Genomic DNA, 21914 nt, shown 5'->3' with positions numbered 1-21914 from the left:
TTTTTAGGCAACTTGGGTATAATCGGGCACTTTGAAGATTCACGCAATTAAGGCTATGACGTAATGCAGCTGATCAGAGGCATCCATAACATTCGACCCCATCACTTTGGTTGTGTGTTAACGATAGGTAACTTTGATGGTGTGCACTTGGGACATGTCGAGGTTTTAAAAGGCCTTGTACAAGACGCTAAGCGCTACAATTTGCCAAGTACAGTTATGTTATTTGAGCGTCAGCCGCAAGAGTTTTTTGCCAAAGATAAAGCGCCGGCAAGGCTAACTCGATTAAGAGATAAGTTGGCTTTGTTAGCTAAGCTCGATATTGATCGCGTGATTTGTGTGAGTTTCACTCAACAGTTTGCTCAGCAAAGTGCAGAATATTTTGTTCAGCACATATTAGTTGAAAAGCTTGGAGTGAAGGCTTTAACGGTAGGTGATGACTTTAAATTTGGTCATGCACGTCGAGGTGACTTTAATATGCTTAAAGAGATTGGTGAATCCGTCTCTATGCATGTAAAAAGCACGGCCAGTTTACGCCGCGATGATTGTCGGGTAAGTAGTACTCTGATAAGAGCTGCGCTAGCAAAAGGCGACTTAGATACTGCACATCAAATGCTAGGCCACACATATACCATTGCAGGCCGAGTAATTCATGGCTGGAAAAAAGGCAGAGAACTTGGTTTTCGCACTGCGAATATAGCGTTAAAGCGACAAGTGATCCCCGTGCAAGGGGTTTTTGCTGTTCGGGTCAATTTAAATGGCAAGCAGTATAAAGGTGTTGCTAACGTTGGTACAAAGCCAACGCTAAATGGCACGAAGGCCTTGTTAGAGGTACACCTGTTTGATTTTAATCAAGATGTTTACGGACATTTTATGCAAGTGGAGCTGGTTAAAAAGCTCCGCAATGAACAAAAATTCGATACATTGCCGCAGTTAACAGCGCAAATAGCAACAGATGTTGCTGACGCTAAGCAATGTTTTAATTTTAAGTAGCCGATACGGAAACTAGGATAAATGAGCGACTACAAACACACTCTGAATTTACCGGAAACTGAGTTTCCAATGCGTGGTAACTTAGCGCAACGCGAACCAAAAATGTTGAAAACTTGGTACGAACAAGACTTATACGGTCAGATCCGTAGCGCGAAAAAAGGTAAGAAGCCATTTATTTTGCATGATGGCCCTCCGTACGCGAATGGTGATATTCACTTAGGTCACTCGGTAAATAAGATCCTTAAAGATATTATTATTAAGTCGAAAACACTATCTGATTTTGATGCGCCGTATGTACCTGGATGGGACTGTCATGGTCTGCCAATCGAGCTACAGGTAGAGAAAAAAGTGGGCAAGCCTGGTAAGAAAGTAACGGCTGCCGAGTTTCGTGAGAAATGCCGTGCTTATGCGCAAAAGCAAGTTGAAGGTCAAAAAGCTGACTTTAAACGCTTAGGTGTGTTTGGTGACTGGGACAAACCTTATTTGACGATGAACTTTGACTTTGAAGCAAACGCCATTCGTGTGTTAGGTCGTATCATTAAAAGTGGTCATTTGCATAAAGGTGCAAAGCCTGTGCATTGGTGTACTGACTGTGGTTCGGCATTGGCTGAAGCAGAAGTTGAATACCAAGATAAACAATCTCCGGCGATTGACGTAAAGTTTGACTTTGTAGACCAAGCTGCGGTAGTAGCTGCGTTTGATTTGGCCGAAGGTCATGAAGGTGAAGGCAGTGTAGGCACCGTGATCTGGACTACGACGCCATGGACATTACCGGCAAACCGTGCGGTTGCTGTACATGAGGCATTGGAATATGCACTTGTTCAAGTGGAAGATGAAGGTAAAGTTCAACGTCTAATCTTAGGATCTGAGCTAGTCAAAGATGCAATGGATCGTTTTGGTTTTAATCATTTCCATGTATTGGGGTATGTTAAAGGTCAAGCCCTTGAGAACCTTCGAGTTGCGCATCCATTTTATGATTTTGATGTACCGGTGATTGTTGCTGAACATGTTACTACTGACTCTGGTACTGGGGTTGTGCATACAGCGCCAGGCCATGGTCAAGAGGATTTCAGCGCCGGTTTGGCTTATGGGTTAGAAGTTGCAAACCCAGTTGGCGCAAACGGTGTTTATTTCCCTGATACGCCATTATTTGGCGGTCAACACGTGTTTAAGGCTAATGCGAGTGTGATTGAAGTACTGAGTGAAAAAGGCGCATTAATGCATCACCATGCGTTGCAGCATAGCTATCCACATTGCTGGCGCCATAAAACGCCAATTATTTTTCGAGCAACACCGCAGTGGTTTGTGAGTATGGATCAGGCTAATTTACGACAGGATTCTCTAAACGAAATCGCCAAGACACAATGGCTACCTGAGTGGGGCGAAAACCGTATTGCAAACATGGTTGAAGGACGTCCTGACTGGTGTATCTCTCGTCAACGTACGTGGGGAGTGCCAATTGCACTATTTGTCGATAAAGACACTGGCGCACTACATCCAAATACTGAAGAGTTTATTGAGCAAGTTGCTGTTTTAGTTGAAGGCAAAGGTATTCAAGCGTGGTATGACTTAGATCCGGCAACGCTGTTAGGTGACGACGCTGAGCAATATATGAAAGTGCAAGACACTTTAGATGTGTGGTTTGATTCTGGCGTATCACATGCATGTGTAGTGGATGCACGAGAAGAGCTTACAGGCCCAGCTGATCTATATCTTGAAGGTTCAGATCAGCACAGAGGCTGGTTCATGTCGTCAATGATGACTTCGGTTGCTATTAATGGTCATGCACCATATAAACAAGTCCTGACTCATGGTTTCACTGTTGATGAAAACGGCCGTAAGATGTCAAAGTCTTTAGGTAATGTTATTTCTCCACAGAATATTATGAACAAGCTTGGCGCAGATATTTTACGCTTATGGGTGGCATCAACGGATTACACCGCAGAAATGACGGTATCAGATGAAATATTTAAACGCTCAGCTGATCGTTATCGCCGTATTCGTAACACGAGTCGCTATTTATTGTCGAATTTAAGCGGGTTCAACCCTGAGACAGATTTAGTGGCAATTGGTGATATGGTTGAGCTAGATCGTTGGATTGTATCTAGAGCTGCACAATTGCAAATCGAAATTTTGGAAGCGTATGATAACTATCAAATGTTGGTAGTGACTCAGAAGCTAATGAATTTCTGTACAGGTGAGCTTGGCTCATTCTACTTAGATGTCATTAAAGACCGTCAGTACACAGCAAAGAGTGATAGCCATGCACGTCGTTCATGTCAGTCAGCGCTTTATCATATTGCCGAAGCAATGACGCGTTGGATGGCGCCAATCATGAGCTTTACGGCACAAGAAATTTGGCAGGCATTACCAGGTAAGCGCAGCCAGTTTGTATTTACCGATGTATGGTATGAAGGTCTTAATGATGCCTCTGAAGGACAGTTAAGCAATGAATATTGGCAAGGTGTACTTGCTGTGCGTGATGAAGTGAACCGTGTGTTAGAGAGTGCACGTAAAGAAGAAGTTATTGGCGCGACGTTGCAGGCCGAAGTGACACTTTACACTGATGGCGATTTAGCGAGTGGGCTACAAAAGCTAGGTGATGAGCTACGTTTTGTATTACTTACGTCGAAAGTGACTATTGCACCTGCGAGTAACAAACCGGAAGATGCAATTGCCTCTGAAATCGATGGCTTGTTTATCACTGTTGCTGCAACCGACGCTCAAAAGTGTGAGCGTTGTTGGCACTATTGCGATGATGTGGGTAGTCACGAGACACATACTGATATGTGTGGTCGTTGTATTACTAACGTTGAAGGTGACGGCGAACAGCGTCAGTTTGCATAGGAGTATAATGTGACCGACTCAACTCAAAAAAGTGGTTTAGTTTGGTTATGGCTAAGTCTACTGCTCTTTGCAGTAGACTATGTTACCAAAGCTGCAGTAATGGATAGCATGAAACTTTATGAGTCAATCGAGTTGCTGCCATTTTTTAATTTTACCTACATGCACAACTACGGTGCTGCGTTTAGTTTTTTAAGTGAAGCGGGTGGGTGGCAACGTTGGTTTTTAAGTTTTATTGCAGTGGCAATTAGTGCGTTATTGCTATTTTGGCTACGCAAATTACCGGCAAATAACTGGGTTTTGTGTGGTGCTTACTCATTAGTTTTGGCTGGTGCGATAGGAAATTTGGTCGATAGGCTTGTCCATGGTTACGTGATTGACTTTTTACATTTTTACTACCAAAACTGGCATTATCCGGCGTTCAATATTGCTGATATGGCAATTGTAGGTGGTGCTGGTCTATTATTATTTGATGCCTTTAAAGGTGATTCTTCTCAGGAGAAAAAAGCATGAGTGAACAAGTGATAGGGTCTCAGTCTGAGGTGCTTTTTCATTTTTCGATAAAGCTTGAGGATGGCTCTGCTGCTGATTCGACTAAAGTGCATAATAAGCCTGCAAAGTTATTTATGGGCGATGGCAGCTTGACTGAAAACTTTGAAAAATGTTTATTGGGTTTGGTTGTTGGTGACAGTAAGTCATTTGACTTAGAGCCTGACGATGCGTTTGGTCAACCAAACCCGGATAATATTTATTATGTTGACCGTAGTAAATTCGGAGCTGATACACCCGCAGAGGTTGGCAGTATCATTGCATTTACTCAACCAGATGGTACCGATTTGCCTGGGCTTGTACGTGAAGTGGCTGGCGAGTCAGTCACTGTTGACTTTAATCACCCGCTGGCAGGTCAAAAGGTGACGTTTGAAGTTGATATTCTTGAGGTAAGCAACTAATGGATATCTTACTAGCCAACCCAAGAGGTTTTTGTGCAGGTGTAGACCGTGCAATAAGCATCGTGGAGCGTGCACTAGATATTTTTGAAAGCCCGATATATGTCCGCCATGAGGTTGTTCACAATAAATATGTTGTGAATGGCCTGAAAGCGCGTGGTGCTGTATTTGTGGAAGAGTTACATCAGGTACCAGACGATAGTATTGTTATTTTTAGTGCACATGGTGTTTCTCAGCAAGTGCGTCAAGAAGCAAAACGACGTGAGCTTAAGGTATTTGACGCAACGTGCCCGTTAGTGACTAAAGTTCATATGGAAGTAACACGAGCGAGTCGTAAGGGCACAGAGTGTATCTTGATAGGCCACCACGGTCACCCAGAAGTCGAGGGCACTATGGGGCAGTATGCCAATGATGATGGTGGTATTTACCTTGTAGAGACACCAGAAGATGTGAACGCATTAGAGATAAAAGATCCGAGCAATGTATTTTATTGTAGTCAGACTACTTTGTCAGTGGATGACACTGCGGATGTGATTGATGCACTCAGGTGTAAATTTCCTGATATACATGGCCCGCGTAAAGATGATATTTGTTACGCAACTCAAAATCGCCAAGATGCAGTGCGAGATTTAGCTGATAAAGTTGATGTGTTACTGGTTGTTGGTGCAAAAAACAGCTCAAACTCAAATCGCTTACGTGAACTTGCGGATAAAATGGGTACGATTTCATACTTGATTGATGATGCGAGCAGTATGAGTGAAAGCTGGTTTGATAACATTAACAGTGTGGGTGTCACTGCGGGGGCATCAGCACCAGAGGTCTTAGTTCAGCAGGTTATTACACGTTTGAAAGAACTTGGGGGGGAAACTGTCATTGAGAACCCAGGTGAAGAAGAAAATGTTGTATTTGCTGTGCCGATTGAATTGCGTTAACTAAGCATGCAGCCATGTTTAAGTCACCTGATTTAACCAATGGATTGCTCCCTGCTATAGTCACTGAACGGGGTGTACTGGCTATGCTAGTCGCCTCGCAGACTCTGGCATTATTACTGGCCTTTTCTCCTATGAGTTATGAATCTATTTGGGTTCGGCTGGGCATAATAAGTTTATTTGTTCACTGCGTAAGTGCCATTGGCTTTACTGTACTTTCGTTGCTACAGCATTACTTAAATAGATATTCAGGTATTTTCGAATACAGCGTTATTGTCATCGTATTCCAAGTAATCACTTTCCTATTAAGCTTAGGTGTTGCCGTATTTGAGGTGACATCCGCAGAGTTTCTTGATTGGCCTTTTATCGCCAAGAATAGTGCAATTTGTCTATTTGTTACTTTTTTATTTTTGCATTTCATGGCTATTTTTCGCGATAAAATTACCACGTATGCTACTTTATCTAGATTAGAACTTGATGCTTTACATGCTAGGATCAGACCGCATTTCTTTTACAATAGTTTAAATACGATTGCAGAACTTACACAACAAGACTCAGACTCCGCTGAGCAAGCAGTATTAACGCTCGCAAATTTATCGCAATGGGCTATGCATCCTAATAAACTAGTTCCGCTTACTGAAGAACTTGCATTATCAAAGAAGTATATTGAACTTGAGCGGTGGCGTTTTGGTAATAAAATGTCAGTAGATTGGTCTCTTCCGGCTACTATACCCGATATTTTGGTGCCAGTTTTAACAGTTCAACCCTTAGTTGAAAATGCAATAAATTATGGTGTTGAAGGACTTATCGCCGGCGGTGAAATAAGCATTTCAGTTGAAGCATTCGACCATGCTGTAAAAATTACCATCAGTAATACGATAGGTACTGATGTTTCCAAACATAAAGGGCAAGGTATGGCACAACGCAATATAAAAGAACGCCTTGTTTTGCATTACGGTCCAGAGGCAAAGCTCGAAATAAAACAAGCAAATAAGTGTTATTTTGCCTCTCTAACTCTTCCTCTACAGGTGAAGCTGTGAAGTATTTAATTGCAGATGATGAACCACTAGCGCGACAAAGAGCCAAAAGGCTAATGGGTAATCTTTCTGGCTTTGATTGCTGCGGTATGGCGGAGCATGGAGCGCAAGTGTTAGAGCTTGTGAATCAAGAAAACCCGGATGTACTATTGCTTGATATTGATATGCCAGGGTTGAGTGGTTTAGAGGTGGCTCAGCGCTTAAGTCATTCGAATCACAATATTAAGATTGTTTTTGTAACGGCTCATCCTGAATTTGCATTAGATGCGTTTCACGTGTTTGCATCAGGCTTTCTGGTAAAGCCTGTACAGTTTGAACAGTTAGAAGCTGTTATGTCTCGATTTTATTCTCCGAAAATCCAATATCAACTGGCAGGACAAACCCGTTCGGTGGATGTTGCTCAGATAATGGTTGCCAAAGCGGAAGATAAGTACACCCATATTTGGTTTGAAGGAGGAGAGGCAGTTATTGATGAAAGTCTTAAAAGCTTACTAGCGACTTATCCTCAAGCGTTTATTCAGATACATCGAAATACATTAGTACGGCGCAATGCAATTGAATCCTTGAGATCATCATCATCTGGGTTGTTACTAAAATTAAAAGGATTTTCTGAGCTTTTACCTGTAAGCCGACGCGCAGCAAAAGACCTTAAAGGCCTCATCTAACGGTTGTTAACCTGTCATGTTCCTTTGCGGTTTTTAGTATCAGCCAAGATTAAATACACTTCCTCCCTCGTTTTATAGTCGCCTGCTTCATAGGCAATCCGTTCATCTGAGATTTTGACCGTTCAGAGAATTGGTTATTGAGTTATATTTAGAATATTTTATTCTTAGCATAGCAAAGATTTTCACCTGAGGTTTTTTAATGGCCCCCTCTTACAGCCGTCAAAATGGTTTTACGCTATTGGAAGTACTCATTGCATTTATGGTACTGAGTTTTGGGTTATTGGGCGCGGTAGCGCTGCAAGCAAAAGCCAAACAAGCGAGTTTCGATTCTATGCAGCGAGCGGCAGCCGTCGCGTTAGCAAATGATATTATGCAGAGGATCAGAGTCAATGATTCAGTGCAATTGTCGAGTAATTATAAGTTAACATTCACAAGCCAGACCCCATTAAATGCGCAACGACGTTGTTTTGGTGCGCAGTGTTCGAGTGCAGCAATTGCTGCGCTAGATTTAGAGCAATGGAAATTAGCGATTAGGGCGAGAGAGAATACCGGTACCTTGGATGACACGACGGTGTGTATTAATCCTCAGTCATCGGCAGGGACCCAAGGTCGAGGTTTTGATGTTGAAGTGATTGTGTCATGGCGCGGCAGACAAAAAATGAAGGCAACGGATGAAACTAAAGCGATAAACTGCGGCACAAATGATGATCAACGTCGACTGGTTGTGCTGAATAGCTTTGTTTTTGCGAGGGGGATTTAATGAAAAAGAATGGGTTTTCTCTGCTTGAGTTAATGATATCTATGTTCATTGGGGTATTGATTTTAGGAGGGGTTATTGCCACCTATATTAGTATGAAGGTGACGACTCGGGATACGATGGCGATTGGTGAAATGCAAGAAACGGGTCGCTTAGCTTTGTCTATTTTACAACGAGATATTGAGCAAGTTGGCTTTTGGGGGACTTTTTACGATGAAGGGTTTACCGAAGAAAATGTCGAAAGTGTGTCAAACCCAAACAACGATTGCTTTGGGGGGTTAAATAATGGCAGCTTTCCGGATGAAACGCCGACGAATTTCAGGCCTGTTTACGCAGAGGTTTCAGATGGGTCTAATGTATTAGATTGTATTGCTAGTAGTGTAAAAAGTACTGATGTTATTCAACTAAAATTGTTAGAAGGAAATCCTGTTGTTTTCAATGGAGGGGTAGCTCAGGGGGTTGATAACAATAGATTCTATTTTATCTCAGACCAAGAGCGAGCTGAGTTTGTTTCCGGTGCCAATACCATTAATTTACCGACTGTAAATTCAACGGTTTGGCCATACAGCCATCATGTTTACTTTCTATCAACTGAGACAATAACGATTAATAATATCGAGCGAGACATCCCCACTTTACAACGCTTGCGATTAACTCGAACGGGAATGTATCAAGAAACAGTCATGGAAGGCATTGAAGATTTTCGACTGGTTTTTGGGCTAGATACCAACGGTGATTATCGCGTTGACACGTATCGCAGTACACCAGATATGAGTACATCAAATTGGGAAAATGATGATGGTATTTTAACCGTGCAAATTTATCTGCTTGTAAGAGCGCTAGAGCCGGATCCTGGCTTGAAGTTAAATAGTCGCACCTACACATTAGGCTTTGACGCAGACCGCAGAACGCATACCTTTTCAGATAATTATCGACGCACTGTTTTTTCTACCACCATCAGACTTAATGGGACTATGGCATGGCGAATATAAAGAACCAAAATGGCATTGTATTGGTAACCGCGATGATCATGATTGTTGCAGTGACGGCAGTGGCTGTGACCTTAATGAGCAGTAGCAGCATTGATTTAAAAATTACCAATGCAGCACAAGAGCGAGAACAAGCTGAGAACTTACTGGTTGGAGAGGTACAGAGGGTTATTCTAGAAGAGGGGAATCGCAATAGTCAGAGTCGTTTCTTGATGTCAGTTAATCAACTTGAATTAGCCGAGAATAATACATTTGATGGGATGCATGGCACGGATAATGTCATGCGAGGCTTAAATAACGGCCCAAAAGAATTGGACTGCCCTCGGTCATTTAAATATACCAAAGGCATTGTTTGTAACTTAACTGAGATCAGCACGACAGTAGAATATGGTACACGAGCAAAGCATCGGCTTACAGTTGTGGTGGGTGTTGGCCAGCAGATGATCAGTGCGAGCGCGGGGAAATAATATGAAAAATATGATGCTAATTTTATTGCTTGGCTGCGTGGCAACATTTCAATCAATAGCCGAAGATATAGAGCTTTACGTAAAACATAATATAGAGGTAGATGAAAAGCCTCGGGTGATGATTATTTTTGATACCTCAGGTAGCATGGCGTTTTCAAGCCAAACAGGTCGCAGTTGTGGTTATGACTATTATCGCGGTCGATATAATTTATGCTCGGATAGTCGCCTAGGTGTGGCCAAAAGTGCAATTACAGACTTAGTCAACGATAATTCGGATATTGAATTTGGCCTAATGCGCTTTAATGGGGGAAGCGGTGGGTATGTTTTAGCTGGTATAGGTTCCAGTCAATCAACGATTAAGTCACAAATCGGTAATTTAGTTGCTAATGGCTCTACGCCTTTAAGTGAGACATTGTGGGAAGCGTATTTATATCTAACGGGTGATAAACGAGACTACTCTGTGAATGTTGGGGGACGAGACACTAGTATTGAAAATGGGGATAGCTATATCTCACCATTTCATCGAAATGCAGGGGATCCTGAACGGTGTGATAACTCCGTTAATATTATTGTGATGACAGATGGTGACCCCTCAGGAGATACGGGTAGAAATGAAAGTATTAAAAACTTGTATCGTGCTAACTTTGGAGTTGCGGCGCCGATTAGTAATAATTATATGCCAGCCTTAGCTCGGTCAATTCATGGTAACGGTGATGACTTTGATATTTACGATGGTGATGAAACTAATAATCATAAAGGGCGAGTATATACCATTGGTTTCGGTACGGGTATGAGCCCTAGCGGTGAGAGTATCCTTGAAGAAACGGCTGAGCTAGGGGGAGGGCAATATTTACAAGCAAATACCTCTTCTCAACTATCAGCGGCATTCGAATCAGTTACAAATAGTATTCGTCAAGAAGCAGACAGCTTTGCATTGCCTGTTGCTGCAAATACAGGTAATCAAACCAAAAGCAGCGACTCTTTGTATTACACGATGTTTTTACCTGAGACTCATACACGGTGGAAAGGCAATTTAAAAAAACTCAAAGTGCAGGATAATAAATTGTTAGTTGATATGGCGGGAAAAGCAGCAATCGATAGTGATGGGAAAATAGATCAAAATGCGACAACATTCTGGTCTGAGCCTGGTTCAAAAGATGGCAATGCGGTTGATAAAGGCGGTGTAAATTATCAATTGAGTCGACAAAATACCCGTAAAATTTACTCTGATTTTGGTGATGCAGCATTACATGACTTTACATATGCGGAAGCGCTTCGCCAGTATGGCAATGATATTGATACATTTGCAGACAAAATGAATGCATCTTCAACGGAGTTGTCTAGCATCATGCAGTGGGCGACAGGTATTGATGTTGATGATGAAGATAATGACGGCAATGATAATGAGCGTCGAGAGACGATTTTTGGTGACCCATTACACTCTAAAGTGGTATCTATTAACTATGGTACAGAGGCGAACCCAAATATCCGACTTTTGATTGGCACCAACGCCGGCTTTTTGCACATGTTTAAAGATGAAGGCAATACTATGACCGAAAGCTGGGCCTTCATTCCGGAAAGCTTGCTACCTGTGCTTAAAGCGCAAAAAAATAATCAAGAAGACACCAAGTTATATGGAGTAGATGGGCAATCTACACTTTATCATGATGATAGAGATGGTGATAACCTCGTGTCATCCGGAGACAAAGTTTGGCTGTTTTTTGGTCTTCGTCGTGGTGGTAATCAATATTATGCTTTAGATATTACCAACCCTGACTCGCCAAAGGTTATGTGGGGTGGGCCAATCACGGGTGGAACAGGTGACTTTGCAAAGCTCGGTCAGACATGGGCCAAGCCTCTAGTCACACATATAGAAAATCAAGGTGATGATCCTGTTGTGATATTTACTGCAGGATACGATACCAATAAAGATAATGTTTCCAAGAGTAATGATTCCATTGGGGAGGGGCTCTTTATTGTTAAAGCTGAAACAGGGGAGCTAATTTGGGCGTTAACACGTGATAATGGTTTTAAAGGTCGCCATAGCATCGTGGGTGGGGTTGCTGCGTTAGACTCAAACTACGATGGCTTTGATGATCGTTTATACATGGCAGATACCGGCGGTGGTGTATGGCGAGTAGATATGCCAGGTGCTGAGCCAAGGGACTCAGATAAGCCGTGGACGCATTTTAGATTGGCTCTGCTTGCAGGAAACGCTGTATCAAATGATAGACGTTTTTATCATGCCCCTGTAGTCGCGAGAACCTATTTTAGTAAGGTTTCAGTTACAGAAACCAGCAATGGTGACCTCAAAACACGAAAAGATACACCTTATGAAGCCATCTTAGTTGGTTCAGGTAATCGAACTCGCCCATCATCAACAGGCACCGTTGATTTCTTATTCATGATAAGAGATGAAAACTCAGTGACGAAATCTTTTGAGGGGGATGATATTCCGGAGGCGATTAAAGTGAAGGATTTATTAAATGTCACAAATGACCCTTTCTCGAAGCGGCTGAATAATTATGAACGATTTACCGATTTAGAAGGGACATTAGGTACATTCCATGGTTGGAAATACCGCTTGGGCTCATCTGAAAAGTCATTGTCAGAAGCTTCGGTTGCCGGGGGCGTGGCTTACTTTACATCGTTTACACCTCCAGCCACAGCAACAAAGTGTGAAGTAGAAGCAGGTGCAGGAAAACTTTATGCATTTCACTTACATTACGGTACCAAAGTTTATAATAATGTGAGTTTTGATACTCAAACGGACGTACCCGAGGCTCCTCAGCCTTACTTTACCTGTGAAAAACCGACAGGGGTTTCAAGCTCAGATTCAAACTATTGCAGAGCCGTAGTGAGAATGATAGGGCCAGCCATTGCCTCAGGTGATGATAGTGAAGACTTTGGGCCAGCATCGGGAGTGCCGTTTATTACACCTGAAGTGAAGGGGGATGGCGCGCCGATCACCATCGATGGCAAGGTCGTGTTAACAGCCGCACCATTGAATTTTGGTTTGCAAACACAGCAATTATATATTTATAAAAGGGAAGAACATGATGAGAAATAGCGCAAAATGGCAACAAGGTTTTACCTTGATAGAAGTATTGATTGTGGTTGCGATTATCGGGATTTTGGTAGCAATTGCCATTCCTAACTATGAACGCTATGCAAAAAGAGCTGCTCGTGCCGACGCTATGGTGATTTTATTGGACGCAGCGAATAAACAAGAACAGTTCTTTGTTGATAACCGGCAGTATACAACAGACTTAGAAGACATAGGTGTACCTGCTGTTAGTGAAAATGGTTACTTCTCTATTGCGGCGACAGTCAATAATAGTACGTTCATTATTACTGCAACCGCAGAAGGGGGCCCTGTCAGTTCTGATTCAGTATGTACAACATTGACAATAAACGAGCTAGGGCTGAAAGGGAATACCGGCTCGGGCTCCGCAGATGAGTGTTGGGAACGATAAATTAGTCATTTGCATTTATCGGTTGCTCTTAATCTAGAGCGGCCAGCCAAGCTCAAAGTCAGCTCAAGTCCGACTTGCTTGCCTGACTTTCTTTCGATGCAGTATACAAATGTGCCGTTTGTGAAGCCTTTTATACTGCCATTAGGTTTAAAAACAATAGCGCGGCGTGGGTATGTGAAGTTATGGGGATGCTTAATAGCATCAATAATAATAAGTCGTTTGTCATTTTGACCAAATATACGTAACTCTTGATTATCGATGAAAACGGTAAGCGGTTTATGCCACTGTTTCGGTTGGCATTTGTTATTGATGAGAGGGCATACCGTGATATTTTTATCTAAGATCATGGCCTGACTTCGTGCGAACGTGAGTGTTTTTTTCACTAGACGCAAGTGCTGTTCGGGTAGATGGTTAGATAATATCTCTGAGTAACTGGCCAAAGAAAGTAGGGATAAAATACTCATAATAGCCACTGTTATCAGCATCTCTATCATGGTAAACGCATAACTATTTTGTCTCTTTAAGGTATCCATCCATGGATCTCCATATCGCTTTTTGTGACACACCAATATTCCTAAAACCCATTTAAGTAAATTAAATGGTGTATTGGTGGTGTAAAAAATTATTCATGCTGACTAATTACATATCGATGTTTTCCGGTTACTAAGGTATTTATTTGCCGTAAAATTTGATCATTCTTTTAATGTAATTGATATAACTTTAGTAAAAAGCGAGAAGACGTCAATGTAGTTCATGCTCACACTACACACGTTAGGCCACAATTTATTTCTTATTGCGTTAAGAACAGTTTTGGTCAACATCACCGGTGTAAAAAGCATTACCCGATACAGCCAATGTGAGTTCTTTGCTCTTTTTGTCACCACCTGATGGGCAATAAATAAATCTACCAGTGGCAGATGTTACTCTGCCACTACTATCAAAGCGAATTCTGCGTGAGCCATTAAATGTTAATTTATCACCGTTAGGTAATAAATCCATAGCACGTAATAAAGTATCATTGTTGTCATAAGCACCGCTATTATCGGCGTCAATAAACACGATAACATTGTTAGTTGACCAGTTATTTTCACACGACATATTACTACGGGCCGCCAGCTTCGAAGGATTAACAGGGCAAGCGATGACAATTTCATCACTGGTTGTTGCCTTTGCTCTGGCAAATGAGATCGTTCTTTTTAAGTCGAGTAAAAATGCTTCTGAACGATTGTTTTGTGCTAAGTTGTTGCTACCAGATAAGGCGAGAGCGGCGAGTATGCCCAAGATAGCAATTGCGATCAATAATTCTATTAAGGTGAAGCCACGTATATTTCTCATTGTATACTCCAAGGCTAAAGAGCGAGGTTCATACTTTAGTTTTACTCATTATGACGTTGTTTTTTGTTGAGATCCAATCTCTTTGTTTGCTAACGGTTTTAGGATTGACTAAAATCGACACACTGCCAATGGAAAACTAAAGAATCATGAAGAAAATAGAAGCAATTATAAAGCCATTTAAGTTAGATGATGTGAGAGAAGCGTTATCCGATATCAGTATTACCGGTATGACCGTGTGTGAAGTAAAGGGGTTTGGTCGTCAAAAAGGTCACACAGAGTTGTACCGTGGTGCAGAGTATATGGTTGATTTTCTGCCTAAAGTTAAGCTCGATATTGTATTAGCAGATGAAGATGTCGATAGGGCTATTGATGTTATTCTTAAGACGGCGCAAACAGGTAAAATAGGTGATGGCAAAATATTTGTCACGGATGTTGAGCGCGTTGTACGTATTCGTACAGGTGAAGAAGATGAAGAAGCGATTTAAATGAGATTGGTTCTAAACTAAAAAGCCGCATGAATATTGCGGCTTTTTGTTATTCAAAAAGTATTTAGCGCTTATTTAGAGCTCTAGTTTGCTTAGCATGCTCACTTAAATCACTTAACCCAAGTTTGTCATAGCTTTTTTCCATGATCATAAGGGCTTCATTGAGGTAGCTACTTTGAGAGTAATGCTCAACAACATATTTTCCTCGGTTAGCTGCCGCAAGGAACGCTTCACGTTCGAAGTAATATTCAGCTACTTTTATTTCGTATCGGGCCATTCTATTTAACAACCAACCTAGACGCTTCTTCGCTTCTGGTATATAAGGGCTGCTCGGATAGCTTTTTACGAGTGTAGATAAGTCTTGAAAAGCGACTCGTGTGCGACTTGCATCGCGGTCAGCTCGGTCAACACCAAAGTATTCCTGAAACGCATTTTTATCCGCCTTAATATTGACCAAGCCACGCATGTAATACATGTAGTCTAAGTTTTTATGGTTTGGGTTTAAGCGAATAAAGCGGTCGATAGTGGCAAGCGCCTGTTCTGTATTGCCTGTTTGATAGTGTGCAAACACTAAATCCATCTGTACTTGGCGAGAATAAGGGCCAAATGGGTAGCGAGAGTTGATAGCACTTAATAGTTCAATGGCTCTAGCATAAAGTCCGGAGTCTAATGTTTGTTTTGCGTCATCATATAATGCTTGCGCTGATTTATTTGGTACGCGTTCGATATCTTCTTGTTCTGGTGCGGACGAACATGCCGCTAATCCTAAAAATGAGGCGCTTACTACGATAGCAAAGGCGCGCTTCCCTAAGTTCATTATCATTTTATTTTACTACCTTTGTTGTCTTCGGCTAGGCCAAGTGGGCAAAACCGAGTAAACTATGCAATTATGCGATTCTAACCCAGTCGAGCAAAGCTTGCACTGGTAATTTAGGTAAAGTTACAGATGTCAGAGCAAATTTCTCTTCAAGCTGAAGTCCCTACTGAGCTAGGTGGTAAACGTCTAGACCAAATTTTGGCGCAATTGTTCCCCGATTTTTCACGTTCAAGAATAAAAACGTGGATTTTGGATGATAAAATCACCGTTGATGGTGAAGTATTTAATACGCCTAGAGAAAAGTTACTAGGTGGTGAAGTGGTGGCTATTGAAACGCTTATTGAAGCACCTCGTGAATATGAGGCACAAGATATCCCGTTAAATATTGTTTATGAAGACGATGATATTTTAGTGATCAATAAATCGATGGGCTTAGTTGTGCATCCTGGCGCGGGCAACCCTGATGGGACTGTATTAAATGCATTACTGCATCATCACCCTGATATTATTAATGTGCCTCGTGCAGGTATTGTGCATCGTCTAGATAAAGATACGACAGGCTTGATGGTGGTAGCAAAAACGATTCAAGCACAAACTCATTTGGTAAAGAACTTACAGGCACGCGAAAACTTTACGCGTGAATATGAAGCTTTATGTAATGGCACAATGACCGCGGGTGGCATGGTTGAAAAGCCGATAGGTCGTCACGCAACCAAGCGTACACATATGGCTATTCATGAAATGGGCAAGCCTGCAATCACGCATTACCGTGTTGCTGAGAAGTTTAGAGCGCACACGCGTTTACGTTTACGATTAGAAACGGGTCGTACTCACCAAATTCGTGTTCACATGGCGCATTTAAACCATCCTCTCATTGGTGATCAACTTTACGGAGGACGACCACGCCCACCACGTAATGCCACACCTGAGTTATTTGCTCAACTAAGAGACTTCAAACGCCAAGCACTGCATGCGATCAAATTGAGTATTGCTCACCCAATTACAGGTGAAATTATGACATGGGAAGCGCCTATTCCTGATGACATGCAAATAGTCACTGAAGCGTTACGCGCAGATACAAAAGAAAATCCCGATTTGGCATTGTAGTTTTTGCTGTGATCCTTCCTAATTGGCCTATTCAAGATAAAGTTGGTGCATTATCAACCACACGATGTGGTGGTGCATCGACTGGGCCATTCCTAAGTTTTAACCTAGGGTATCATGTGGGTGACGTACACGACATCGTTGTGAAAAATCATCAAGCGCTTAGTGCTTATCTACCTGCTAAAGCCATTTGGCTTGAACAAATACACGGTAACTGTGTATTTGTCGTAAATGGAAAAAAGTCAGTTACGCCATGGCCGCAAGCCGATGCTTTGTATACTAACGCTCGTTTGCAGCCGCTTGCCATTATGACTGCTGATTGTTTACCCATATTAATAGCGAGCAAATGCGGTGGAGAAGTTGCTGCCGTGCATGGCGGGTGGCGACCTTTGGCTGCCGGTATATTGGCGAATACGTTAGCGAATTTTCATTGTAACTCGAGTGATATTTTTGCTTGGTTGGGTCCTGCAATCGGTCCTAATGCGTTTGAGGTTGGCCCTGAAGTGGTTGCGCAGTTTTGTGATTTAGATAGCGCACATTGTAGCGATTTTGTTGAACAAAATACGGGTAAATATTTGGCCGATATATTCGCGATTGCGACTCGTCAGTTAGCCGAATTAGGCGTGACTAAGGTGTATACTGATAAACTATGTACAGTCACTGACTCTCAACGTTTTTTCTCTTATCGACGCGATGGTCAAACAGGTCGCATGGCCAGTGTGATCTGGCGCAATTAATCCAAAGAGTTTTCAGCTTTTTGACTTGAAGATTTCACAAATCATACCCATTTAATAACAAGTTATAGTTATAAATAGGTATATACCTTATGCGTTTGGACCGATTTACCAGTAAATTTCAAGCAGCACTTTCTGATGCCCAATCATTAGCTTTGGGCCGAGACCATCAATTTATTGAACCTGTGCATTTAATGTATGCTTTGTTGCAGCAAACAGGCTCAAGTGTCCGCGCACTGCTAGCGCAAGCTGGGATTAGTGCTGATGAGCTGAATACTAAGTTATCTCAAGCCATAGAGAAAGTATTTAAAGTTGAAGGTATTGGTGGAGACGTTCAGTTATCACATAATTTAATTGGTTTGATCAACTTATGTGATAAGTACGCACAAAAGCGTAAAGATAAATATATTTCAAGCGAACTATTTGTTTTTTCAGCGTGCGAAGACAAAGCTGACTTAGGCGAGATTTTCAAGGCACTGAATATTACTCAACCTAAAATCGAGGCGGCGATAAAAGCCATTCGAGGTGGTCAAAAGGTTGATAATCCAAATGCAGAAGAAACACGTCAAGCGCTTGAAAAGTACACTGTTGACTTAACTGAGCGTGCCGAGCAAGGGAAGCTAGATCCCGTCATCGGCAGAGACGATGAGATTCGTCGTACGATTCAGGTTTTACAACGAAGAACTAAAAATAACCCCGTTTTAATTGGTGAGCCAGGGGTCGGTAAAACAGCCATTGTTGAAGGGCTGGCACAACGAATTATCAATGGCGAGGTCCCTGAAGGATTGAAGAATAAACGTGTTCTTTCGCTTGACCTAGGAGCATTGGTAGCAGGGGCAAAGTACCGAGGTGAGTTTGAAGAACGTTTGAAATCTGTTCTAAACGAGCTATCCAAGGAAGAAGGCCAAGTTATTTTATTTATTGATGAAATACATACGATGGTTGGCGCTGGAAAAACAGACGGTGCAATGGATGCAGGCAATATGCTAAAACCCGCTTTGGCGCGTGGAGAACTGCACTGTGTGGGAGCAACCACACTTGATGAATATCGACAATATATTGAAAAAGATGCCGCATTGGAGCGCCGTTTTCAGAAAGTATTTGTCAGTGAGCCAAATGTGGAAGACACCATCGCAATATTGCGAGGGTTAAAAGAGCGGTACGAGTTACATCATTCTGTTGATATCACCGACCCAGCAATTGTTGCAGCGGCCAACTTGTCACATCGTTATATTTCTGATCGCCAATTGCCAGATAAAGCAATTGATTTGATTGATGAGGCTGGGAGCTCTATACGCCTACAAATTGACTCAAAGCCTGAACAGTTGGATAAGTTGGAGCGTCGGATCATTCAGCTCAAACTCGAAGATAATGCATTGGCTAAAGAAAAAGATGAAGCGAGCCAAAAGCGTCGTTCACAGATGCAAGCATTAATATCTGAATTGGAAGGGGAGTATCGAGAATTAGATGAAGTTTGGAATGCTGAAAAGGCATCATTGCAGGGTACACAAGTCATTAAGGCTGAGTTGGAACAAAGCCGCTTAGATTTAGAAGTTGCCAGACGGGCAAGTGACTTGCAGCGCATGTCAGAATTGCAATACGGCCGAATCCCCGAATTAGAACGCAAACTTGACTTAGCATCACAAGCGGAAATGCAAGAAATGAACTTGCTTAAAAATCAAGTCGGTGAAGATGAAATCGCGGAAATATTATCGCGTTGGACAGGGATCCCCGTGGCAAAAATGCTACAAGGTGAACGAGAAAAACTACTCGCAATGGAAGATGAGTTACACGACAAAGTAATTGGTCAAGATGAAGCCGTTCATGCGGTCTCCAATGCGATTCGTCGCTCTAGGGCTGGATTGGCCGATCCTAATCGACCTATTGGTTCATTTTTATTTTTAGGACCAACAGGCGTTGGTAAAACGGAGCTGACCAAAGCATTGGCACACTTTATGTTCGATACTGAAGATGCCATGGTCCGAATAGATATGTCAGAATTTATGGAGAAGCACTCGGTGGCACGACTCGTCGGAGCGCCTCCTGGGTACGTAGGGTATGAAGAAGGCGGATATTTAACTGAGGCGGTAAGACGTCGTCCATATTCAGTTGTATTGCTCGATGAAGTGGAAAAAGCACATCCAGACGTATTTAATATATTGCTGCAAGTATTAGACGATGGTCGATTGACTGACGGCCAAGGTCGTACGGTGGATTTTAAGAATACCGTGATCATCATGACCTCAAATTTAGGCTCAGATATTGTTCAGGAGCAAGCAAGTAACAATGATTATGTGGGTCTAAAAAAACGGGTCATGAATGAACTAGCAACGCAATTTAGACCTGAATTTATTAATAGAATCGACGAAACGGTGGTGTTTCATCCATTGATCACAGAGCACATAAAGAAAATAGCGTCAATACAGCTCACTAAACTGACTGCAAGGTTACATGAAAAAGGTTTCCAGTTTGATTTGACCAAAGATGCTTTGGAAAAAATTGCCCAAAGTGGTTTCGATCCCGTATTTGGCGCTCGCCCTTTAAAACGGGCTATTCAACAGTATATTGAAAATCCATTAGCACAAAGGTTGTTATCTGGTGAGTTTGTCAGTGGCGATAGTATTGTGGTTGATGTTCAAGATGAAGAAATTGTTTTTCTAAAATAAGCAACTCTAGGTTTTCTCTAACGTGTTGAGTGGCGTAATAATATAATGTTATTACGCCACTTGTGATGTAGAAAGTTGTTACGTCCTTATACCTTAAATGTTAGGAGCATACCATTGACCTTCTCTGCGCTATTAACCAGTTTTGCGGCATCTTCAGCGACTTTATAGCTTAACTGTAAATTCTCTTCACCATGATTGCTGATGGTATTTATATTGGTATTAATGTCAGTACTCACAGCTTGTTGTTGCTCAGCCGCCGCGGAAATTTCTAGCGCAGAATTGGCAATGTCAGTTATTTGGTTATAAATAGTTTCAAGCGCTTCTTGGCTTGCTTGGCTCGCTTGTACACAGTTGTCAGCCCTGTTTTTGGTCGACTGCATGACTTTTGACCAGTTGTGTAATGTATCTTGGATTTCTTTAATCGAGTTATAAATATGGCTGGTAGCATTTTGTGTACGTGATGAAAGTGCGCGTACTTCATCTGCAACAACAGCAAATCCTCGGCCATGTTCGCCTGCGCGCGCGGCTTCAATGGCTGCATTTAATGCGAGTAAATTTGTTTGTTCAGCAATTCCTTCGATTTCGGTCATGACTTGGCCAATTTTATCAGCTTCATTTGCGAGTGTAGTTGCTGTTTGCGCTGCTTCATCAACTTGGTTGGCCAAAGAGCTAACCATACTGGCATTATCAGTCATGGTTGCTTTGATATCATTGCAATGTGCTTGAGTTGTATCGACCTTTGTGGCAGTTTCACTTGTACTGTGAGATATTTCGCCAATTGTTACACTCATTTGAGACATTGCGGTGGCCATTGAACTTAGCCGTTGGCTTTGTGCTTTTATTCCTTGCTCGGTATGACTGGATTTTTCATCTAAGCTGGTGGCAATACCCTTAAAGGTAATGGTGGAATCTTGCATTCGACCCAGCACAGTGCGTAACTTGGCCTGCAGCATACCTTGGTTGTATTTTGCAATGCAAAAAGGGGCATGCCCATCGTAAATATACCGAGAGACAGAATCAAATTCAGCACGCTGTTTGGCCAATTGGGCGGGTGTAACTATAAGCTCATCGTAGTTTATAAAAAGCAATGATAAGAGTAGTACACTGGTAATGATTGCGCTAAGCCACCCAGCTTGTAAGGTAAGCAAAATAAGGCTCGATAAAATCGCAATTATACTGATAGTTTGTCGCACTCCGATGTTTTCACGCCAATGCCATACCTGTTTACCCGCATTGATGGCCGTGTATAAGCGTTGTGCCCGTTGCTTTAATTGCTCAGAAGGTTTGACGCGCACAGATTGATAGCCGACCAATTGGCCTCGTTCAAAAATCGGAGTGACAAAAGCATCGACCCAATAATAGCGACCATCTTTACAACGATTTTTTACGACTCCCCGCCATGAATGCCCCTCTTTAAGTTTTTCCCACAGCTCTTTAAATGCTGCTTTGGGCATATCCGGGTGGCGCACTATGTTATGATTTTTCCCTACGAGTTCATTCTCAGAAAACCCAGAGATAGCGCAAAAAGCTTCATTTGCGTACGTTGTTACGCCTCTTAAATCTGTTGTTGATACGAGTTGCTGAGAGTCGTCAAATGTGACCTCTTCATTCGTGATTGATTGCCCTCGACGCATGTTTTTCTCCATAGGGAATACACAGAAATTATGTTAGA

20 protein-coding genes are annotated in these 21914 nt (G+C 42.2%); 16 read left to right on the top strand and 4 right to left on the bottom strand.

From position 1 onward, the window contains the following. Positions 1-63 precede the first annotated feature (63 nt). The 12 genes from ribF to J8L97_RS01360 all read left to right on the top strand — a co-directional run bounded on the left by ribF (position 64) and on the right by J8L97_RS01360 (position 13101). Positions 64-990, top strand: coding sequence for a bifunctional riboflavin kinase/FAD synthetase (gene ribF, locus J8L97_RS01415; RefSeq protein WP_192506721.1), 927 nt, complete (start codon positions 64-66; stop codon positions 988-990). Between the two features lie 21 nt (positions 991-1011). Then, positions 1012-3837, top strand: a complete 2826-nt coding sequence (gene ileS, locus J8L97_RS01410) for an isoleucine--tRNA ligase (protein ID WP_211047604.1) — start codon at positions 1012-1014, stop codon at positions 3835-3837. A gap of 9 nt (positions 3838-3846) precedes the next feature. Further along, on the top strand, positions 3847-4347 hold the full coding sequence (gene lspA / locus J8L97_RS01405) for a signal peptidase II (protein WP_192506723.1): 501 nt from the start codon (positions 3847-3849) through the stop codon (positions 4345-4347). Then, positions 4344-4784, top strand: a complete 441-nt coding sequence (gene fkpB, locus J8L97_RS01400; RefSeq protein ID WP_192506724.1) for an FKBP-type peptidyl-prolyl cis-trans isomerase — start codon at positions 4344-4346, stop codon at positions 4782-4784. The genes lspA and fkpB overlap by 4 nt, the downstream gene beginning before the upstream one ends. Continuing rightward, positions 4784-5713, top strand: a complete 930-nt coding sequence (ispH, locus tag J8L97_RS01395) for a 4-hydroxy-3-methylbut-2-enyl diphosphate reductase (RefSeq protein ID WP_192506725.1) — start codon at positions 4784-4786, stop codon at positions 5711-5713. The genes fkpB and ispH overlap by 1 nt, the downstream gene beginning before the upstream one ends. Before the next feature lie 14 nt (positions 5714-5727). Continuing rightward, positions 5728-6750, top strand: a complete 1023-nt coding sequence (locus tag J8L97_RS01390; protein ID WP_211047603.1) for a sensor histidine kinase — start codon at positions 5728-5730, stop codon at positions 6748-6750. Then, positions 6747-7412 carry a LytR/AlgR family response regulator transcription factor gene (locus J8L97_RS23900; RefSeq protein ID WP_192506727.1) on the top strand — a complete coding sequence of 222 codons (666 nt, stop codon included), beginning with the start codon at positions 6747-6749 and terminating at the stop codon, positions 7410-7412. Before J8L97_RS01390 ends, J8L97_RS23900 begins: the two co-directional genes overlap by 4 nt. Before the next feature lie 199 nt (positions 7413-7611). Beyond that, positions 7612-8172, top strand: a complete 561-nt coding sequence (gene pilV / locus J8L97_RS01380; RefSeq protein WP_211047602.1) for a type IV pilus modification protein PilV — start codon at positions 7612-7614, stop codon at positions 8170-8172. After that, positions 8172-9161, top strand: coding sequence for a PilW family protein (locus J8L97_RS01375; protein ID WP_211047601.1), 990 nt, complete (start codon positions 8172-8174; stop codon positions 9159-9161). Before pilV ends, J8L97_RS01375 begins: the two co-directional genes overlap by 1 nt. Continuing rightward, positions 9149-9625 carry a pilus assembly protein PilX gene (locus J8L97_RS01370; protein ID WP_192506730.1) on the top strand — a complete coding sequence of 159 codons (477 nt, stop codon included), beginning with the start codon at positions 9149-9151 and terminating at the stop codon, positions 9623-9625. The genes J8L97_RS01375 and J8L97_RS01370 overlap by 13 nt, the downstream gene beginning before the upstream one ends. 1 nt (position 9626) lies before the next feature. Then, positions 9627-12695, top strand: a complete 3069-nt coding sequence (locus J8L97_RS01365) for a pilus assembly protein (RefSeq protein WP_211047600.1) — start codon at positions 9627-9629, stop codon at positions 12693-12695. Beyond that, on the top strand, positions 12682-13101 hold the full coding sequence (locus J8L97_RS01360; protein ID WP_192506732.1) for a type IV pilin protein: 420 nt from the start codon (positions 12682-12684) through the stop codon (positions 13099-13101). Before J8L97_RS01365 ends, J8L97_RS01360 begins: the two co-directional genes overlap by 14 nt. A gap of 5 nt (positions 13102-13106) precedes the next feature. Here the strand turns inward: J8L97_RS01360 and J8L97_RS01355 are convergent, their stop codons facing one another. Continuing rightward, the gene (locus J8L97_RS01355; RefSeq protein ID WP_211047599.1) at positions 13107-13634 is read right to left on the bottom strand and encodes a GspH/FimT family protein; all 528 of its coding nucleotides are present in this window, start codon (positions 13632-13634) and stop codon (positions 13107-13109) included. Between the two features lie 265 nt (positions 13635-13899). Continuing rightward, positions 13900-14436: a GspH/FimT family pseudopilin gene (locus J8L97_RS01350; RefSeq protein ID WP_211047598.1), complete on the bottom strand. Its 537-nt coding sequence runs from the start codon at positions 14434-14436 to the stop codon at positions 13900-13902. Positions 14437-14582: 146 nt separating this feature from the next. Here J8L97_RS01350 and glnB point away from each other — a divergent pair, with 146 nt between their 5' ends. Beyond that, positions 14583-14921, top strand: a complete 339-nt coding sequence (glnB, locus tag J8L97_RS01345) for a nitrogen regulatory protein P-II (RefSeq protein WP_010362263.1) — start codon at positions 14583-14585, stop codon at positions 14919-14921. Between the two features lie 64 nt (positions 14922-14985). Here glnB and J8L97_RS01340 read toward each other — a convergent pair whose 3' ends face one another. Then, the gene (locus J8L97_RS01340; RefSeq protein WP_211047597.1) at positions 14986-15744 is read right to left on the bottom strand and encodes an outer membrane protein assembly factor BamD; all 759 of its coding nucleotides are present in this window, start codon (positions 15742-15744) and stop codon (positions 14986-14988) included. Between the two features lie 123 nt (positions 15745-15867). On the opposite strand from J8L97_RS01340, the gene rluD reads away from it, so the two are divergent. From rluD to clpB, 3 genes are all read left to right on the top strand, one after another. Continuing rightward, positions 15868-16845, top strand: coding sequence for a 23S rRNA pseudouridine(1911/1915/1917) synthase RluD (rluD, locus tag J8L97_RS01335; protein WP_192506735.1), 978 nt, complete (start codon positions 15868-15870; stop codon positions 16843-16845). Between the two features lie 8 nt (positions 16846-16853). Continuing rightward, on the top strand, positions 16854-17579 hold the full coding sequence (gene pgeF / locus J8L97_RS01330; RefSeq protein WP_211047596.1) for a peptidoglycan editing factor PgeF: 726 nt from the start codon (positions 16854-16856) through the stop codon (positions 17577-17579). 89 nt (positions 17580-17668) lie between these two features. Beyond that, complete coding sequence (gene clpB, locus J8L97_RS01325; protein WP_210996106.1) at positions 17669-20242, top strand: ATP-dependent chaperone ClpB; 2574 nt, start codon at positions 17669-17671, stop codon at positions 20240-20242. Positions 20243-20328: 86 nt separating this feature from the next. On the opposite strand, the gene J8L97_RS01320 is transcribed toward clpB, so the two are convergent. After that, the gene (locus J8L97_RS01320; protein WP_211047595.1) at positions 20329-21876 is read right to left on the bottom strand and encodes a PAS domain-containing methyl-accepting chemotaxis protein; all 1548 of its coding nucleotides are present in this window, start codon (positions 21874-21876) and stop codon (positions 20329-20331) included. Positions 21877-21914 lie beyond the last annotated feature (38 nt).

The sequence above is a fragment of the Pseudoalteromonas sp. MMG012 genome (genome assembly GCF_018100875.1).
Classification (GTDB): domain Bacteria; phylum Pseudomonadota; class Gammaproteobacteria; order Enterobacterales; family Alteromonadaceae; genus Pseudoalteromonas; species Pseudoalteromonas aurantia.
Note: the sequence above shows the minus strand (reverse complement) of the source record. Positions and strands in the feature narration are given on the sequence as shown.